Source organism: Streptomyces sp. NBC_01341 (assembly GCF_035946055.1).
Lineage (GTDB): Bacteria > Actinomycetota > Actinomycetes > Streptomycetales > Streptomycetaceae > Streptomyces.
On sequence record NZ_CP108364.1, the window covers coordinates 5,583,371 to 5,599,758 of the forward strand.

Consider the following 16,388-nt stretch of genomic DNA (forward strand, 5'->3'; position numbering starts at 1 on the left):
TCGCGGTCGGGTCAGACCGCTCCGGTCAGCGCCGCCGTCCGCACGGCCACCACCACCGCCAGCAGCGCCACCAGGGCCACTCCGCCCGCCAGTTGCACCCCGGAGGTCCGCAGCCTCGCCGGCGCGTAGGCGAGCCCGTACGTCACGAGGCCACCGGTCAGCAGCCCGCCGAGGTGCCCCTCCCACGAGGTGAACAGCGCCGACACCACCATCCAGATCAGGAACCCCGTCATGAACTGGTTGACCGGCCGCATGTCCCGTCCCAGGCGCCGGCTGATGACGTAGAACGACGCCGCGAGGCCGAAGACCGCCCCGGAGGCGCCGACAGCCGCGGTGTCCGGCGAGATCAGGTACACCAGCACCGAACCGCCCAGCGCGGACAGCAGGTACAGCGCCAGATACCGGGCGCGGCCGAGCTGGCCCTCCACGACCCGGCCGATGTTCCACAGGGCCAGCATGTTGAAGACGAGGTGCATCACCCCGAACGAGGCGTCCGGGGGCAGGTGCAGGAACGCACCCGTCAGGAGCCGGTACCACTCCCCGCCGGCCACGCCCGTCAGCTCGAACCCCAGTGGGGTGCCCGTGGTCCCGCCCCTGTAGTAGTACTGCCCGCCGTCCGGACCGACCAGCACCGCGCCGAGCATGCCGAACCGCTCGACCGTCACCGGCCGGACCACCTCGACGACGTACGCGAGGACGTTCAGCACGATCAGGACGTACGTGACGACCGGCGCCGCCGCCGACGGCACCTCGCTGCCGAACAGCGACCGCGCCCGGCGCACCGAGCGCTGCCCCTCCTTCACGCACTCCACGCAGTGGTGGCCGACTGCCGCCTCACGCATGCAGTCCGGGCAGATGTAGCGGTCGCAGCGCGTGCAGCGCACATACGTCTCGAACGACGGGTGGCGGTAACACGCGGTGGCGGCGGCCTCCATGGCCGGCTCCTTCACTCGTGGACGGGCAGGAGGGGCCGCTGGTGGCGGCGGCGCTCAAGATAGCGAACGCCGTTGACGAGCAGCGCACTCGGGTGGCGGGACGGCCTATACGCTCGTAACCCCCTTTGCCACAAGGGCGGTGACCACACCAGGATCGGAGACCGCCATGACCGGCACACCCCCCGCCGCAGGCCCGGCCATCAGTCTGAGCAAGGTGCGGGAACAGGCACCGGCGATCGCCGCACTCTACGAGAACGCCCATGTGTCGCTGGAGAAGCACGGACTGAGCGGCGAACGCGCCGCCGTCCACCTGGTGCTCGACTACTCCGGGTCCATGCGGGAGTACTACCGGGACGGCAGCGTCCAGGCCCTGGCCGACCGGGTCCTCGGGCTCTCCGCCCACCTCGACGACGACGGACGGGTGCCCGTCGTGTTCTTCTCCACGGACATCGACGCCGTCACCGACATCGCCCTCGACAACCACCACGGCCGCATCGACGCGATCGTGGCCGGCCTCGGACACATGGGGAAGACCAGTTACCACCTGGCCATGGACGCCGTCATCGACCACTACCTCGACAGCGGCTCGACCGCACCCGCCCTCGTCGTCTTCCAGACCGACGGCGGCCCGGTCAGCAAGCACGCCGCGGAGCGCTACCTCTGCAAGGCGGCGAAACTTCCGCTGTTCTGGCAGTTCATAGGCTTCGGCAACAAGCGGAGCTCACAGTTCGACTTCCTGCGCAGACTCGACGAGCTCGCCGTGCCGGCCAAGCGCCCGATCGACAACGCGGGCTTCTTCCATGCCGGTCCCGACCCCAGGGCCGTCCCGGACTCCGAACTGTACGACCGGCTCGTCTCCGAATTCCCCCAGTGGCTCGTGGAGGCACGCACCCAGGGGCTCGTCAGGTAGGAGAGGGGGCGCGTCACGCCTCCAGGCGGCCCGCGTCACACGCCTGGCCGGTCCGCCGTACGGGCGCGGCGGCCGATCCGGTGACGCGCGTAAAAAACCGACAGAGGGTGTCGTGATTACAGGATTCGATGGGTCTCATGACACCGAGCACCCCGAGTACCTGGCAGGACTTCCGCGCGGCGCAACCCGCCTTCGCCGACACCGTGCAGAAACGGTTCCAGCAGTACAAGCACCACGTCCTGTCCACCCTGCGCAAGGACGGCTCACCCCGGGTCACCGGCCTGGAGGTGGAGTTCCGGATGGACACCCTGTGGTTCGGCATGATGCCGAACTCCCGCAAGGCGCTCGACCTGCGGCGTGACCCCCGCTTCGCCATCCAGGCCAACCCGGGCCCCGACGCCGAGATGGCCGACGGGGACGTCCGCGTCTCAGGCCGCGCCGTGGAGGTCACCGACCCCGCCGTCCTGGCCCGCTTCGTCGAGGAGGTCACGCCGCCGGAACCCTTCCTCCTCTTCCGCGTCGAACCCACCGAAGTCGTCCGCACCGGGCTCGACGGCGACGACATCGTCGTACAGGTCTGGCGCCCCGGACACCCGCTGCGCACCCTGCGCAGAGGCGCCGACGCGAGCCCGGTCCGCGAGGTGTGACCCCCTGACCCCCTCCGCACGGCGCCCGGCCCCGAGCGGCCGGTCCGGCAAGGGGGAGCGCCCGTCACGAGGCCCGCATCCGGTCGGCGCACACCCCGGGGGCCGCCTCCGGACCGCGGCCGCCGGCCTCCCCGTCACCCGGGCGGCGCAAGGCCCCCGGAAATCCACCGCCCCCGGAGAGCGCTCCGGCCACGCCGCCCGTACGGCTTTCAGGTGAACCGGCCTCCGCGCTTCGCAGCCCCGGGCCGCACCCAAGGGACTCCGGCCCGGGCGGCACCGGCCCACGGCCCTGGTCTGCGGGACTCGCGCCACGCCGGTACGGAGGGCCCTGCCGTCCGGCGACGGATCGTGCTACGGTTGCCCAGTTGCAGTTTTGGTACCCATGAACTTTATGTGCGCCTGACGGGAACCCTCCTCAGGCGCTTTATTGTTTTCCGGCTTTCTCCGGATGGGGCTCAATGCGGCGACTTGGAATTCGTAAAGTGCGGATTCTCGGCACTGCACCTCTTTTAGGAGAATGACATGGCTACTGGAACCGTGAAGTGGTTCAACTCGGAAAAGGGCTTCGGCTTCATCGAGCAGGACGGCGGCGGCGCCGACGTCTTCGCCCACTACTCCAACATCGCCACCTCGGGCTTCCGTGAGCTCCAGGAGGGCCAGAAGGTCTCCTTCGACGTCACGCAGGGCCAGAAGGGCCCGCAGGCGGAGAACATCGTCCCGGCCTAATTGCCGCGACGCGTACCTCGCAGCCGGGGCCCGCACCGTGAAGGTGCGGGCCCCGGTTTGTGCTGTTCCCGACTCGTCCTGTCCCGTCGGCTCCGCCACGGGACACCTGCTCTGTGCATGCATCCTGGGGCGCACAGACCGAGCAGTTCGCAGGAGTCGGCAGTAATCCCAGGAATCCCCCAGGAGGGCAATTCCGTATGACCCGCTCCGAACGCCAGGACCGACCGACCCGCAACCGCCCGATAAAGGGACGCGGCGCGGACCGGCCGCAGGCGAACACCCGCGGCGCCGGCAGGGCTCCCGCGCGCCGCAAGCCCGCACCGTCCCAGGGTGGCGAGTTCGCCCTGCCGCAGACGCTCACCCCGGCGCTGCCCGCCGTCGAGTCGTTCGACGCGCTGGACATGCCTGCCGCACTGCTCAAGACCCTCGCGGCCCAGGGCGTGACCGACCCGTTCCCCATCCAGGGCGCCACCCTGCCGAACTCGTTGGCCGGCCGGGACATCCTCGGCCGGGGCCGCACCGGCTCCGGCAAGACCCTGGCCTTCGGGCTGGCCCTGCTCGCCCGCACGGCGGGACGCCGCTCCGAGCCGCACGCCCCGCTGGCGCTCGTGCTCGTCCCCACCCGTGAGCTCGCCCAGCAGGTCACCGACGCGCTCACCCCGTACGCCACCGCCGTGAACCTGCGCGTCGCCACCGTCGTCGGCGGCATGTCGATCAGCCGCCAGTCCGGTGCGCTGCGCCGCGGCGCTGAGGTGCTCGTCGCCACCCCCGGCCGGCTGAAGGACCTCATCGAGCGCGGCGACTGCCGGCTCGACGCGGTCTCCATCACCGTGCTCGACGAGGCGGACCAGATGGCCGACATGGGCTTCATGCCCCAGGTCGTCGCCCTCCTCAAGCAGGTCGAGCCGGACGGCCAGCGGATGCTGTTCTCCGCGACCCTCGACAAGAACATCGACCGGCTGGTCAAGATGTTCCTCACCGACCCGGTCGTACACTCCGTCGACCCGTCCGCCGGTGCCGTCACCACCATGGAGCACCACGTGCTGCACGTGGCGGACGAGACCGACAAGAAGGCCGTCGCCACCCGGATCGCCGCCCGTGACGGCCGGGTGATCATGTTCGTGGACACCAAACGCGGTGCCGACCGCTTCGCCAAGCGACTCCTCGCCAGCGGCGTGCGTGCGGCGGCCCTGCACGGCGGCCGCTCCCAGCCGCAGCGCAACCGCACCCTGGACCAGTTCAAGAACGGCGAGGTCACGGCGCTCGTCGCGACGAACGTCGCGGCCCGCGGCATCCACATCGACGACCTCGACCTGGTCGTCAACGTGGACCCGCCGACCGACCACAAGGACTACCTCCACCGCGGCGGCCGCACGGCGCGCGCCGGGGAGTCCGGCAGCGTCGTCACGCTCGTACTGCCCGAGGAGAAGCGCGACATGACCCGGCTGATGTCGGACGCGGGTATCGCGCCGCAGACGACCCGGATCAAGTCCAGCGACGAGGAGCTCAGCCGCATCACGGGCGCGCGTGAGCCCTCCGGTGTGGCCGTCGTCATCGAGGTGCCGCAGCCGACGCAGCCCAAGCCGCGTACACGCGGGGGCCAGGGCTCCGGTGCCGCCGGCGCCGGCGGCGGGTCCTTCCGCTCGGGCAGCCGTGGCCGGGGCCGTCGTGGCGGCACGGGCACGGGTTCGGCCCCGGGTGCCGCGCAGGGCGGCGGTGCTGCCCGTGGCGGCGCCGGAGCCCGCGGTGGTGCCGGTGCGGCTCGTGGTGGTGCCGGGTCCGCCGGTGGTTCCGCCCGGGGTCGCCGGCACCGGCTGGCACGGCCGGAACCGGGCGCGGCAGCGTGCCCGGGCGTGGCCGCCGGGCCGCATGACCCGATGACGCGGTGACCGGCCCGCGCCGGTCACCGCGTCCCGCGGGGCGGCCTCACCCCCCGGGCGTCTCCCCGTACCCGGCGAGCGCGCGCGCCGCCGCGCCGGCCGGCACCGGGGCACCTGACCGCGCCACCTCCCGCAGCAGCGGAACCGCCCGGTCGGCGAACGGCTTCCCGCCCGTGCCGAATCCGAGCCGCGCCAGGACGTCCACGCCGAACGCCTGCCGCAGCGGGTCGTCGTCCGCCGTCCACGCGACCGCCTCCCGGAACGTCTCCTCGTCGCCCCGCAGCCACAGCGCGCCGACGGACACCAGCCAGTTGTCCAGGTCCGGGTCCCGGTCCCGCAGCGCGCGCAGCGCGAGTTCCTCGAACGGTGCCCGCAGCCCCAGGGCCTCCTCCAGCAGTGTTGCGACCGCCCCGTGCCCCGTCTGCCGCTCCTGGCCGGCGAACGGCTCGCCGTCCCGCCGCAGTTCGACGGAGACCGTCACCCCGCCGTCCACCGGCGCGCGGCTCACCACCGTCTCGTGACCCTCGTCGCCGTACAGGGCGCGCAGTGCCTCGCGCAGTTCGTGCTCCACGTCCAGCGTCAGTGCGCGTCCGGCCTCGTCCAGGGCGGGGGACAGCGCGCGTGCGCCGTGCCCGAGCAGGGTGCGGACGGTACGGGAGGATCCCCGGCGGGCCGCGACCACCAGCGGCGGCTCACCGTGCGGGCCCGGCAGATCGGGATCGGCCCCGTGCGCGAGGAGGACCCCGGCGACCTCTGCCAGGCCCAGCTCGCACGCCCAGTGCAGTGCGGTGAAGCCGAACTCCTCGCGCAGATCCGGGTCGGCCCCGGCGGACAGAAGGGCCCCCGCGACCTCCGTGTGACCGCCGCACACCGCTCCGCACAGCGGCAGGTCGCCGTCGTCCGGCCCGCTCGCCCGGTTCGGGTCGGCTCCGGCGGCCAGCAGCATCCGCACCGTGCCGGGCAGGTCCTGCACACAAGCCAGGTAGAGCGCCGTCGTCCCCTCTCCGTCGCGCGACTCGGCGGACGCGCCCGCGCGCAGCGCCCGCACGACGGCGTCGTCACCGTCGTACAGCGCGTCGAAGAGGCGCGTCGCAGCATCATCCGGACCGTTCGTCATACCCCGACCCTACGACCGTCCGGACCGGAGCCGCCGGATCAGGTGTCGCACTCCAGGACCGTGCGGCACAGCCCGCACCTGGCCCGTGTCCTGCCCCGGACCGGGACGCGGACGCGCTGGTGGCAGGTGGGGCAGGGGAACGACACCCGCAGCCCGTCCGCCCCGCGCTCGAAGGCGTACGGCACGGACGGGTCCCGGACGGAGCCCGGGGCAGCCCCGGCGTCACGGCGGTCCTTGGCGTAGCGGCGCCTGGCCGCCCACCCGGCGGCCGTCAACGGCGGCTGCCGCAGGTCCCGCAGTGCCTCGGCCCGCCCCTCGGTGTACGCGGTGTACGCCTGTGGGCTGGTGAACCAGACCGAGGGGTCCTCGCCGAAGACCCGCGCCCGCTTGGCGAGCACGTACCCGAACTCCTCGGGCGTCAGATAGCCGAGCTTCTGGCTGGACACCGCGTCCTGGCGGAAGGCGTCCAGCAGGAGCCAGCCCGCGCCGAGGTAGGCCGTCACCGTGTCGGTGAGGATCTCGTTGTCGCGGGTGCCGGGCATTTCCAGGCCGAGCCGGTGCAGCAGCACATGGGTGATCTCGTGCGCGAGGGCCGCCCCGATGTCCCTGCGGTGCGTGCGGAAACGGTCGTTGAGTTCGATGAAGTACTCGGGTCCCGCGGTGAGTTCGACGCTCGCCGCGTGTTCCATGCGTCGGAAGCCGACGACGACGCGGGCCTGCGGCAGTCGCAGGTGGCCCACGAGAGCGGCGGCCACCCGCTGGGCGCCGAGGTGCAGATCGTCCACGTCGGAGAAGGCCGCGTCGGCCGGGGCGAGGCTCGTGGCGTAGGTGTGCACACCCTCGGGGGAGACGCGCCGGTAGAGCGCGGTGATCGCGGACCGGACCGCGTCCAGGTGCGGGAACCCGTGGACGACCCCGCCGTCGCCGTTCCTGCCGTCACTCACGTCAGGCCCTCCATCGACGACGCTCAGCGGAGCTTCACTGTAGGCCGGTTGGCGGGGGAGGCGGCCCGGGGCGGTGAAGGATCTTGGCCGGAAACCCTGCCTTGTGGCAGCGGTGACGGCTTCCCGATAATCGGGGCGTTCTTGTCGGGAGCATGCCGAGAATGGCGCGGTCGTGCCCGCTGACCTGGACACGTACGCCCGCACGCCTGCAGCAACACCTCCACCGGACCCCCCACCCGAAAGCAGGCCAACTCGTGAAGCAGCTTCTGCGCACCCTCAAGAGATGCTCCGTCATAGCAGCGGTCGCCCTCGCCGCCCTCAGCCTCCAGCCCTCGGCCTCCACCGCCGCCCCCGCTCCCGTCGTCGGCGGAACCCGCGCCGCCCAGGGCGAATTCCCCTTCATGGTCAGGCTCTCCATGGGCTGCGGCGGCGCCCTCTACAGCCCGACCGTCGTGCTCACCGCAGCCCACTGCGTCAGCGGATCCGGCAACAACACCTCCATCACCGCCACCGCCGGAGTCGTCGACCTCCAGTCGCCCTCCGCCGTCAAGGTCCGCTCCACCAAGGTCCTCCAGGCACCCGGCTACAACGGCGTCGGCAAGGACTGGGCGCTCATCAAGCTCGCCCAGCCCATCAACCAGCCCACCCTGAAGATCGCCACCACCACCGCCTACGACACCGGCACCTTCACCATCGCCGGCTGGGGCGCCGCCACCGAAGGCGGCGGTCAGCAGCGCTACCTCCTCAAGGCGACCGTCCCCTACGTCTCCGACGCCACCTGCCGCCAGGCCTACGGCAACGACCTCGTAGCCGGCGAGGAGATCTGCGCCGGGTACGTCGGCACCGGCGGCGTCGACACCTGCCAGGGCGACTCCGGCGGCCCCATGTTCCGCAAGGACAACGCCGGAGCATGGATCCAGGTCGGCATCGTCAGCTGGGGCCAGGGCTGCGCCCGGCCCAACTACCCCGGCGTCTACACCCAGGTGTCCACCTTCGCCTCCGCCATCGCGTCGGCCGCCGCGACCCTCTGACACCGATCACCCCGAAACAACGCCCCCGGGGGCGCCCGGCCTGACGGGCGCCCCCGGACCCAGCTCCACGAACAGGTCCCCGGCCCCCTCCAGCTCCAGCACCCACACCTCGTTCGCACCCTCGCGGAGCACCGGCCCCGGAACGTACAGCGGCCGCCGCGGCCCCACCGACCAGTACCGGCCCAGGCAGAAGCCGTTCACCCACACGAACCCGCGCGTCCAGCCCGGCAGTTCCAGCCCCGCGTGCCCCGTCCCCGCCGCATCCGCCACGTCGAACGACCCCCGGAACAGGCCCGTCGTCCCCGCCTCCCCCGGCGCCCCGAACCGCACCCGCCCCACCGCACCCGGCTCGTCGAACGCATCCAGCCGCAGCGCCCGCGCCCGCACCCCGTGCAGATACTGCCGCTCGTGCAGCACCCCGCCCGTGACACCCTTCGGCTCACCCAGCCGCGGACCGTAGTTGACCCGCCCCAGCGACTCCACCCACAACTCCACCTCGGCCGGACCCGCGACCGGACCGGCGAGCGTGTGCTCCTCCTCCGTGAGCACCCCCGCCCGCACCCCGTCCACATACACCACAGCCCGGTCCCGCAGACCCACCACACCCAGCGGATACGCCTGCCGCGGCCCCGGCACCGCCACCCGGTACCGCACCAGACCGCGATCCACCCCCAGCTCCTCGAACGTCGGCGCCACCCCCGACTCCGCCGTCTCCGGATCGCCCAGCACCTCCAGCACCCCCGCCAGCGGTACACCCCCCGTCAACGCCACCCGCACCGGCTCCCGCAACCCCACCGGCTCCGGCGGCAACCCCGGCAGCGGACCGTCCGCGTACTCCTCCAGCACCTTCCGCATCCGCCAGAACTTCTCCGTCGCCCGCCCGTACTCATCGACCGGCGCGTCGTAGTCGTACGACGTCACCGTCGCCGACAACTCCCCGTCATGGAGCTCACCCGCCCGGTTCGCCCCCGCCCACCCCGCGAAATTCGTCCCCCCGTGCGCCATGTACACATTCACCGACGCCCCGCACTCCAGAATCTCCCGCAACGCCTCCGCCGTCTCCGCCGCATCCCGCACCACCGGCTCCGCACCCCAGTGCCCGAACCAGCCGCACCAGAACTCCATGCACATCAACGGCCCGGCCGGCCGATGACGGCGCACCACCCCGAACGCCTCCCGCGCCCCCGAACCGAAATTCGCCGTCGCGAGCACACCCGGCACCGAACCCCCCGTCAGCATGTGATCCTCCGGCCCGTCCGACGTGAACAACGGCACCGTCACCCCGGAGCGCCGCAGAAGACCTGCCAGCCACTCCAGATGCACCCCGTCCGAGCCGTAACTCCCGTACTCGTTCTCCACCTGCACCATGACCACCGGGCCACCCCGCCCCGCCTGCCGCCGCACCACCTGAGGCAGCAACTCCCCGAACCAGCGCTCCACCTCGGCCCCGTACTCCGCGTCCCTCGTCCGCACCCGCCGGCCGAACCGGCCCGTCACCCACGCGGGCAGCCCCCCGTTCTCCCACTCGGCGCAGATATACGGCCCCGGACGCACGATCGCCAGCAGCCCGGCCCGCCCCACCGCGTCCAGAAAGCGCCCCAGCGCCCCCACGTCACGCAACACCCCCGGCCGCGGCTCGTGCAGATTCCACGGCACATACGTCTCCACGCAGTTCAGGCCCATCGCCCGCAGCATCGACAACCGGTGCTCCCACTGCGCCTCATGCACCCGGAAGTAGTGCATCGCCCCCGACAACAACCGCACCGGCCTCCCGTCGAGAAGGAAATCGTCGCCCACCACAGCGAAGTCAGTCATCGCGCGCATCACCCCTGTGTCCGAGATCCGTAACGGCCCACAGCATCGCCGCCCACCGGCCCACGGTCCATCCCCGACCCCGGGACCCGCCCACCGGCCACCGACACCACCCCGGCCACCCACCCAGCGTTACGTCTAAGCTCGTCGACCATGACCACGAGCAACACGGACGCGCACGTCACCGCCGAACTGAATCGGCTGCGCGAAAGCATCGACAACATCGACGCCGCAGTCGTCCACATGCTCGCCGAGCGCTTCAAAGCCACCCAGCAGGTCGGCCACCTCAAAGCCCAGCACCACCTGCCGCCCGCCGACCCCGCCCGCGAAGCCCGCCAGATCACCCGGCTCAGGCAGCTCGCCGAAAGCGCCCGGCTCGACCCCGCCTTCGCCGAGAAGCTGCTGAACTTCATCGTCGCCGAGGTCATCCGCCACCACGAGCGCATCGCCGAGGAATCCGCCGGCACCGAGGACTGACCCCCTGCCCGCCACGCGGCACCCCCGCCTCGCAGACCCCACGGCCCGGCCCCCGGCCCCGCAGCCCCCACGCCCGGCCCCGCCACCAGCCCGTCAGCCCTGCGAGAACCCCACTGCACAGCCCGGCAGCCGTACGGCAGCATGGGCGCCATGTCCGTACTGACGCGCAAAGAAGCGCAGACCCGCGCCCAGCTCCTCGACGTAGACCGGTACACCGTCGACCTCGACCTCACCACGGGCGAGGAGACCTTCGGCTCCCGGACCGTCATCCGGTTCACCGCCCACACCGCCGGAGACACCTTCTTCGAGATCAAGCCGGAGACGCTGCGCTCACTCAGCCTCGACGGACGACCACTGGCCCCCGAACGCCTCGACGGCAACCGCTACCCCCTGGACCGCCTCACCCCCGGCCCCCACGAACTCACCGTCGACGCCACCATGCGCTACTCCCGCACCGGCGAAGGCATGCACCGCTTCACCGACCCCGCCGACGGCGAGACCTACGTCTACTCCCAGCTCTTCCTCGACGACGTCCAGCGCGTCTTCGCCGCATTCGACCAGCCCGACCTCAAATCCGTCTTCGACATCACCGTCACCGCACCCCCCGCCTGGACCGTCCTCGGCAACGGCACCACCACCCAGGACACCGAAGGCCGCTGGACCATCGCCCCCACCCCACCCATCTCCACCTACCTCGTCGCCGTCGCCGCCGGCCCCTGGCACTCGGTCACCACCACCCACGCCGGCCTCCCCTTCGGCATCCACTGCCGCCGCTCCCTCGCCCCCCACCTCGACGCCGACGCCGACGAAATCCTCGGCATCACCCGCGACTGCTACGACCGCTACCACGAGAAGTTCGACGAGCCCTACCCCTTCGACTCCTACGACCAGGCCTTCGTCCCCGAATTCAACGCCGGCGCCATGGAGAACCCAGGACTCGTCACCTTCCGCGACGAATACATCTACCGCTCCGCCGTCACCGACACCGAACGCCAGACCCGCGCCATGGTCATCGCCCACGAAATGGCCCACATGTGGTTCGGCGACCTCGTCACCCTCACCTGGTGGGACGACATCTGGCTCAACGAGTCCTTCGCCGAGTACATGGGCTACCAGACCCTCACCGAAGCCACCCGCTTCACCGACACCTGGACCGACTTCGGCGTCTCCCGCAAGGGCTGGGGCTACGACGCCGACCAACGCCCCACCACCCACCCCGTCGCCCCCGACCCCGAAGCCGTCCCCGACACCGCCTCCGCCCTCCTCAACTTCGACGGCATCTCCTACGCCAAGGGCGCCTCCGCACTCCGCCAGCTCGTCGCCTGGCTCGGCGAGAAGGACTTCCTCGCCGGAATCAACACCCACTTCGCCCGGCACAAGTTCGCCAACGCCACCCTCGCCGACTTCATCGACAACCTCGCCACCGCCACCGACCGCGACGTCCACACCTGGGCCGCCGCCTGGCTCCGCACCACAGGCGCCGACACCCTCACCGCCCACGCCGACAACACCGGCCACAGCTGGAACCTCACCGTCGACCACGCCGGCAACCGCCCCCACCGCATCGCCGTCGGCGCCTACGACCACAGCCTCGACACCCAGACCGGCACCGAACAGCTCATCCTCCGCGACCGCTTCGAACTCGACATCCCCCAGGACGACACCCCCACCACCCTGCCCGGCACCCGCCCCGACCTCGTCGTCCTCAACGACAACGACCTCACCTACGCCAAGATCCGCCTCGACCCCGACTCCTGGAACACTGCCCTCACCCACCTCTCCGGCATCCCGGACGCCCTCACCCGCGCCCTGATCTGGAACACCGCCCGCGACATGGTCCGCGACGGCGAACTCCACCCCACCGTCCACCTCACCGCCGCCCGCACCCACCTCCCTTACGAAACCGACCTCGCCCTCGTCCACGGCGTACTCGAATTCGCCTCCACCCACATCGCCGGCCGCTACCTCCCACCCGAAGACCGGCACACCGCCCTCACCACCCTCATCTCCCTCTGCCGCGACCTCCTGCGCCGCACCGAAGGCCTCACCCCCAAGGACTGGGAACAGGGCCAGGACACCACCCGCCCCGGCAGCCCCGACCCCGGCCTCCGCCTCACCGCCGTACGCCACTTCATCGACGCCGCCACCCAACCCGACACCATCCAGGACTGGCTCGCCGAAGGCACCGTCCCCGGCGGACCCGAACTCGACCCCGAACTCCGCTGGCGCATCCTCACCCGCCTCGCCGTCCTCGGCGCCACCGACGAAACCGCCATCGCCCGAGAACTCGACACCGACCCCAGCGCCACCGGCCAGGAAGGCGCCGCCCGCTGCCGCGCCGCCCTGCCCACCCCCGAAGCCAAAGCCGCCGCCTGGCACGCCATGTTCACCGACGACACCCTGTCCAACTACCTCTTCACCGCCACCGCCCAAGGCTTCTGGCAACCCGAACAGCACGAACTCACCCATGACTACATCGCCCGCTACTACCCCGACGCCACCGCACTCGCCACCCGCCGGGGCCCCGCCATCGCCGAAGCCGCCGGACGCCACGCGTTCCCCGTCCACGCCGTCGACCCCCAGAGCCTCAAGCTCGGCACCGACGCCCTGAACGACCCCGCGCTCACCCCCGCACTCCGCCGCAAACTCACCGACCAGCTCGACGACCTCCGCCGCGCACTCGCCGTACGCAACGCCCACTGACCACGGCACCCGCCGTTCGCCACGCCCACTCACCCACGGCACCCGCCGTACGCAGCACCCCCGCACACCGTGCCCGGCCCCTCACCCGAAGGGCCGGGCACAGCCATGCGAACAGCGAACTCCCTTACCAGCACCACACCCCCCACCTCACCCACACCGGACAGCAGTACCCCTTTCGGGTTCAGATCGTTGGGCTCTTCGGCCGCCCCCTCCGCAAACCGGACAAGCTGACATCACCGCCCGCACACCCGAAGGACCACACCACCCATGCCCACCCCACCCCTCGCCGGAGGCACCGCCGGCCCCACCCACCTGCGCCCCCTCCTCGACACCGTCCTCGCCGCACTCCACGAAGGCGCCACCCGGCGCAACGGCCCCCTCCCCGCCGGCGGCCCCGACCACGTCACCCAACACCTCCACCACACCACCGGCCTCCTCATCCCCGACCACGGAACCGGCCCCCACCACGCCCTGCGCACCCTCGTCACCGCACTCGCAGAAGGCGCCGCCGACCCCGCACACCCCCACTGCGCCGCCCACCTCCACACCCCACCCCTCGCCCTCGCCGCCGCAGCCGACCTCGCCGCCTCCGCGCTCAACCCCTCCATGGACTCCTGGGACCAGGCACCCGCCGCCTCCGCCCTCGAAACCGCCCTCACCACCGCACTCGCCACCGAGATCTACCCCCACACCCCCCACCCCGACGCCCTCATCACCACCGGCGGCACCGAAGCCAACCAACTCGCCCTCCTCCTCGCCCGCGAACGCCACGGCCCCGTCCGCGCCATCTGCGGCGCCAACGCCCACCACAGCATCACCCGCGCCGCCTGGCTCCTCGGCCTCCCCGAACCCGTCATCATCCCCACCCCCACCGGCACCATCGACCCCCTCACCCTCCACAACGCCCTCACCCGACTCCAAGGCCCCCTCCTCGTCACCGCCACCGCAGGCACCACCGACACCGGCCAGATCGACCCCCTCACCGACATCGCCGACCTCACCACCACCCACGGCGCCGAACTCCACATCGACGCCGCCTACGGCGGACCCCTCCTCTTCAGCCCCACCCACCGCCACACCCTCAAAAGCCTCCACCGCGCCCACAGCGTCACCCTCGACCTCCACAAACTCGGCTGGCAACCCGCATCAGCCGGCATCCTCGCCGTCCCCCACCACCACGACCTCCACCCCCTCCACCACCACGCCCCCTACCTCAACGCCGACGACGACACCGACGCCGGCATCCCCGACCTCCTCGGCCGCTCCCTGCGCACCACACGCCGCCCCGACGCCCTCAAAATCGCCGTCACCCTCCAAGCACTCGGCCGCGACGGACTCGCCGACCTCATCGACCGCACCATCGCCACCGCCCACCACCTCGCCGACCTCATCCACCAACACCCCGCACTCGACCTCTACGACCGCCCCACCATCAGCACCGTCCTCTTCCGCCCCACCCACACCGACGACACCACCGTCGCCACCATCCGCCGCACCCTCCTCGACCAAGGCCACGCCGTACTCGGCCGCGCCCGCACCCACAACGGCCTCTGGCTCAAAGCCACCCTCCTCAACCCCCACACCACCCCCACCGACCTCCAACGCCTCCTCGACCACGTCACCCACGCCCACACCAGCGCCACCAAGGAAGGCAGCACACCCCGATGACCGACCGGACCACCCCCGCAGGCGACCGGCCCCACGACCTCATCGGCATCGGCCTGGGCCCCTTCAACCTCTCCCTCGCCGCCCTCGCCCACGGCATCCCCACCACCGCGGACCAGCCCCTCACCACCGCCTTCTACGAGCAACGCCCCGCCTTCCACTGGCACCCCGGCCTCCTCATCGACGGCGCCACCCTCCAAGTCCCCTTCCTCGCCGACCTCACCACCCTCGCCGACCCCACCAGCCCCTGGACCTTCCTCAACTACCTCCGCACCCGCGACCGCCTCTACCCCTTCTACTTCGCCGAGCAATTCCACATCCACCGCGCCGAATACGACGCCTACTGCCGATGGGTCAGCGAACAACTCCCCACCATCCACTTCAACCACCAGGTCGACTCCATCCGCTGGAACACCGACCACTCCCACTACGAAGTCGACTACACCCACCTCGGCCCCGACGGCGAAACCCGCACCCACGGCCACACCCACACCCGCCACATCGCCCTCGGCGTGGGCACCGCCCCCTTCATCCCCGAACCCCTCCGACCCCTCGCAGAAGCCCCCGGCGTCCCCGTCATCCACTCCGCCGACTACCTCCACCACCGCGAACAACTCCTCGAAGCCGGCCACATCACCGTCATCGGCTCCGGCCAGTCAGGCGCCGAAATCTTCCTCGACCTCCTCCGCGCCCGCCCCCAAGGCGTCGAAAGAATCCACTGGCTCGCCCGCACCCAGGCCTTCGCCCCCATGGAGTACTCAAAACTCGGCCTCGAACACTTCACCCCCGACTACACCCACTACTTCCACGCACTCCCCGAGCACGTACGCGACAGCCTCGTCCCCCAGCAATGGCAACTCCACAAAGGCATCGACACCGACACCATCTCCGCCATCCACCACGAGCTCTACCGGCGCACCCTCCACGGCGGCTGGCCCGACGCCACCCTCACCCCCGGCGTCAGCGTCCGCACCGCAGGCCGCATCACCGGCAGCGGAAACCGCATCGAACTCCACCTCGAACACACCCAGCAAGCCACCCGAAGCCGCCTCACCACCGACGCCGTCGTCCTCGCCACCGGCTACCGCGAACGCCCCCTCGACACCCTCCTCACCGGCATCGCCCCCCACATCCGCCGCGACACCCAGGGACGCCCCCGCATCCACACCGACTTCCGCCTCGACCTCGGCCCCGCCCTCACCGGCAACATCTACGTCCAGAACGCCGAACGCCACACCCACGGAGTCGGCGCCCCCGACCTCGGCCTCGCCGCCTGGCGCAGCGCCACCATCCTCAACAACCTCACCGGAACCACCCCCTACCCCCTACCGCAGCGCACCGCCTTCACCACTTTCGGCCTCACCCCCCGGGCCGCCCCCGCCGTCCCCGGACAAGGCAGCCCGCTCACCCCTCTCGCGCAAGGGCAGTGACAAGGCAGTGACGCCCGCATCAGCGAGGATCAGCTAGGCCCACCCGCACCCTCCCGCTCAGGGACGGCGAAGCTTCACCACGAGCCGTCACGAATGTGCCGCATGATCGTT

The 16,388-nt window shown here is 71.5% G+C and carries 13 protein-coding genes; 9 read left to right on the top strand and 4 right to left on the bottom strand.

Going from position 1 to position 16,388, the window contains the following annotated elements; genetic code table 11:
* Positions 1-11: 11 nt before the first annotated feature.
* Complete coding sequence (locus OG206_RS24520; RefSeq protein ID WP_327119617.1) at positions 12-935, bottom strand: rhomboid family intramembrane serine protease; 924 nt, start codon at positions 933-935, stop codon at positions 12-14.
* A 166-nt stretch (positions 936-1,101) separates the two neighbouring features.
* On the opposite strand from OG206_RS24520, the gene OG206_RS24525 reads away from it, so the two are divergent.
* From OG206_RS24525 to OG206_RS24540, 4 genes are all read left to right on the top strand, one after another.
* Positions 1,102-1,845, top strand: coding sequence for a vWA domain-containing protein (locus OG206_RS24525; protein ID WP_327119619.1), 744 nt, complete (start codon positions 1,102-1,104; stop codon positions 1,843-1,845).
* Positions 1,846-1,973: 128 nt separating this feature from the next.
* Positions 1,974-2,492 carry a pyridoxamine 5'-phosphate oxidase family protein gene (locus tag OG206_RS24530; RefSeq protein WP_327119621.1) on the top strand — a complete coding sequence of 173 codons (519 nt, stop codon included), beginning with the start codon at positions 1,974-1,976 and terminating at the stop codon, positions 2,490-2,492.
* A 522-nt stretch (positions 2,493-3,014) separates the two neighbouring features.
* Complete coding sequence (locus tag OG206_RS24535) at positions 3,015-3,218, top strand: cold-shock protein (protein ID WP_003969786.1); 204 nt, start codon at positions 3,015-3,017, stop codon at positions 3,216-3,218.
* A gap of 197 nt (positions 3,219-3,415) precedes the next feature.
* Entirely contained in the window at positions 3,416-5,107 is a 1,692-nt protein-coding gene (locus OG206_RS24540) for a DEAD/DEAH box helicase (protein WP_327119623.1), read from the top strand.
* 37 nt (positions 5,108-5,144) lie between these two features.
* Here OG206_RS24540 and OG206_RS24545 read toward each other — a convergent pair whose 3' ends face one another.
* Complete coding sequence (locus tag OG206_RS24545) at positions 5,145-6,215, bottom strand: ankyrin repeat domain-containing protein (RefSeq protein ID WP_327119625.1); 1,071 nt, start codon at positions 6,213-6,215, stop codon at positions 5,145-5,147.
* Positions 6,216-6,253: 38 nt separating this feature from the next.
* The gene (locus OG206_RS24550) at positions 6,254-7,159 is read right to left on the bottom strand and encodes a hypothetical protein (protein WP_327119627.1); all 906 of its coding nucleotides are present in this window, start codon (positions 7,157-7,159) and stop codon (positions 6,254-6,256) included.
* Positions 7,160-7,413: 254 nt separating this feature from the next.
* Between OG206_RS24550 and OG206_RS24555 the strand changes: the two genes are divergently transcribed.
* Positions 7,414-8,190 carry a S1 family peptidase gene (locus OG206_RS24555; RefSeq protein ID WP_327119629.1) on the top strand — a complete coding sequence of 259 codons (777 nt, stop codon included), beginning with the start codon at positions 7,414-7,416 and terminating at the stop codon, positions 8,188-8,190.
* Positions 8,191-8,196: 6 nt separating this feature from the next.
* Here the strand turns inward: OG206_RS24555 and OG206_RS24560 are convergent, their stop codons facing one another.
* Complete coding sequence (locus OG206_RS24560) at positions 8,197-10,005, bottom strand: glycoside hydrolase family 35 protein (RefSeq protein WP_327119631.1); 1,809 nt, start codon at positions 10,003-10,005, stop codon at positions 8,197-8,199.
* Positions 10,006-10,155: 150 nt separating this feature from the next.
* Between OG206_RS24560 and OG206_RS24565 the strand changes: the two genes are divergently transcribed.
* The 4 genes from OG206_RS24565 (at position 10,156) to OG206_RS24580 (ending at position 16,277) form a co-directional block, all read left to right on the top strand.
* The gene (locus OG206_RS24565; protein ID WP_327119633.1) at positions 10,156-10,479 is read left to right on the top strand and encodes a chorismate mutase; all 324 of its coding nucleotides are present in this window, start codon (positions 10,156-10,158) and stop codon (positions 10,477-10,479) included.
* Positions 10,480-10,629: 150 nt separating this feature from the next.
* Positions 10,630-13,182: an aminopeptidase N gene (gene pepN, locus OG206_RS24570; RefSeq protein WP_327119635.1), complete on the top strand. Its 2,553-nt coding sequence runs from the start codon at positions 10,630-10,632 to the stop codon at positions 13,180-13,182.
* Between the two features lie 267 nt (positions 13,183-13,449).
* Positions 13,450-14,850, top strand: coding sequence for a pyridoxal phosphate-dependent decarboxylase family protein (locus OG206_RS24575; RefSeq protein WP_327119637.1), 1,401 nt, complete (start codon positions 13,450-13,452; stop codon positions 14,848-14,850).
* Positions 14,847-16,277, top strand: coding sequence for a lysine N(6)-hydroxylase/L-ornithine N(5)-oxygenase family protein (locus tag OG206_RS24580; RefSeq protein WP_327119639.1), 1,431 nt, complete (start codon positions 14,847-14,849; stop codon positions 16,275-16,277). The genes OG206_RS24575 and OG206_RS24580 overlap by 4 nt, the downstream gene beginning before the upstream one ends.
* Positions 16,278-16,388: the final 111 nt, after the last annotated feature.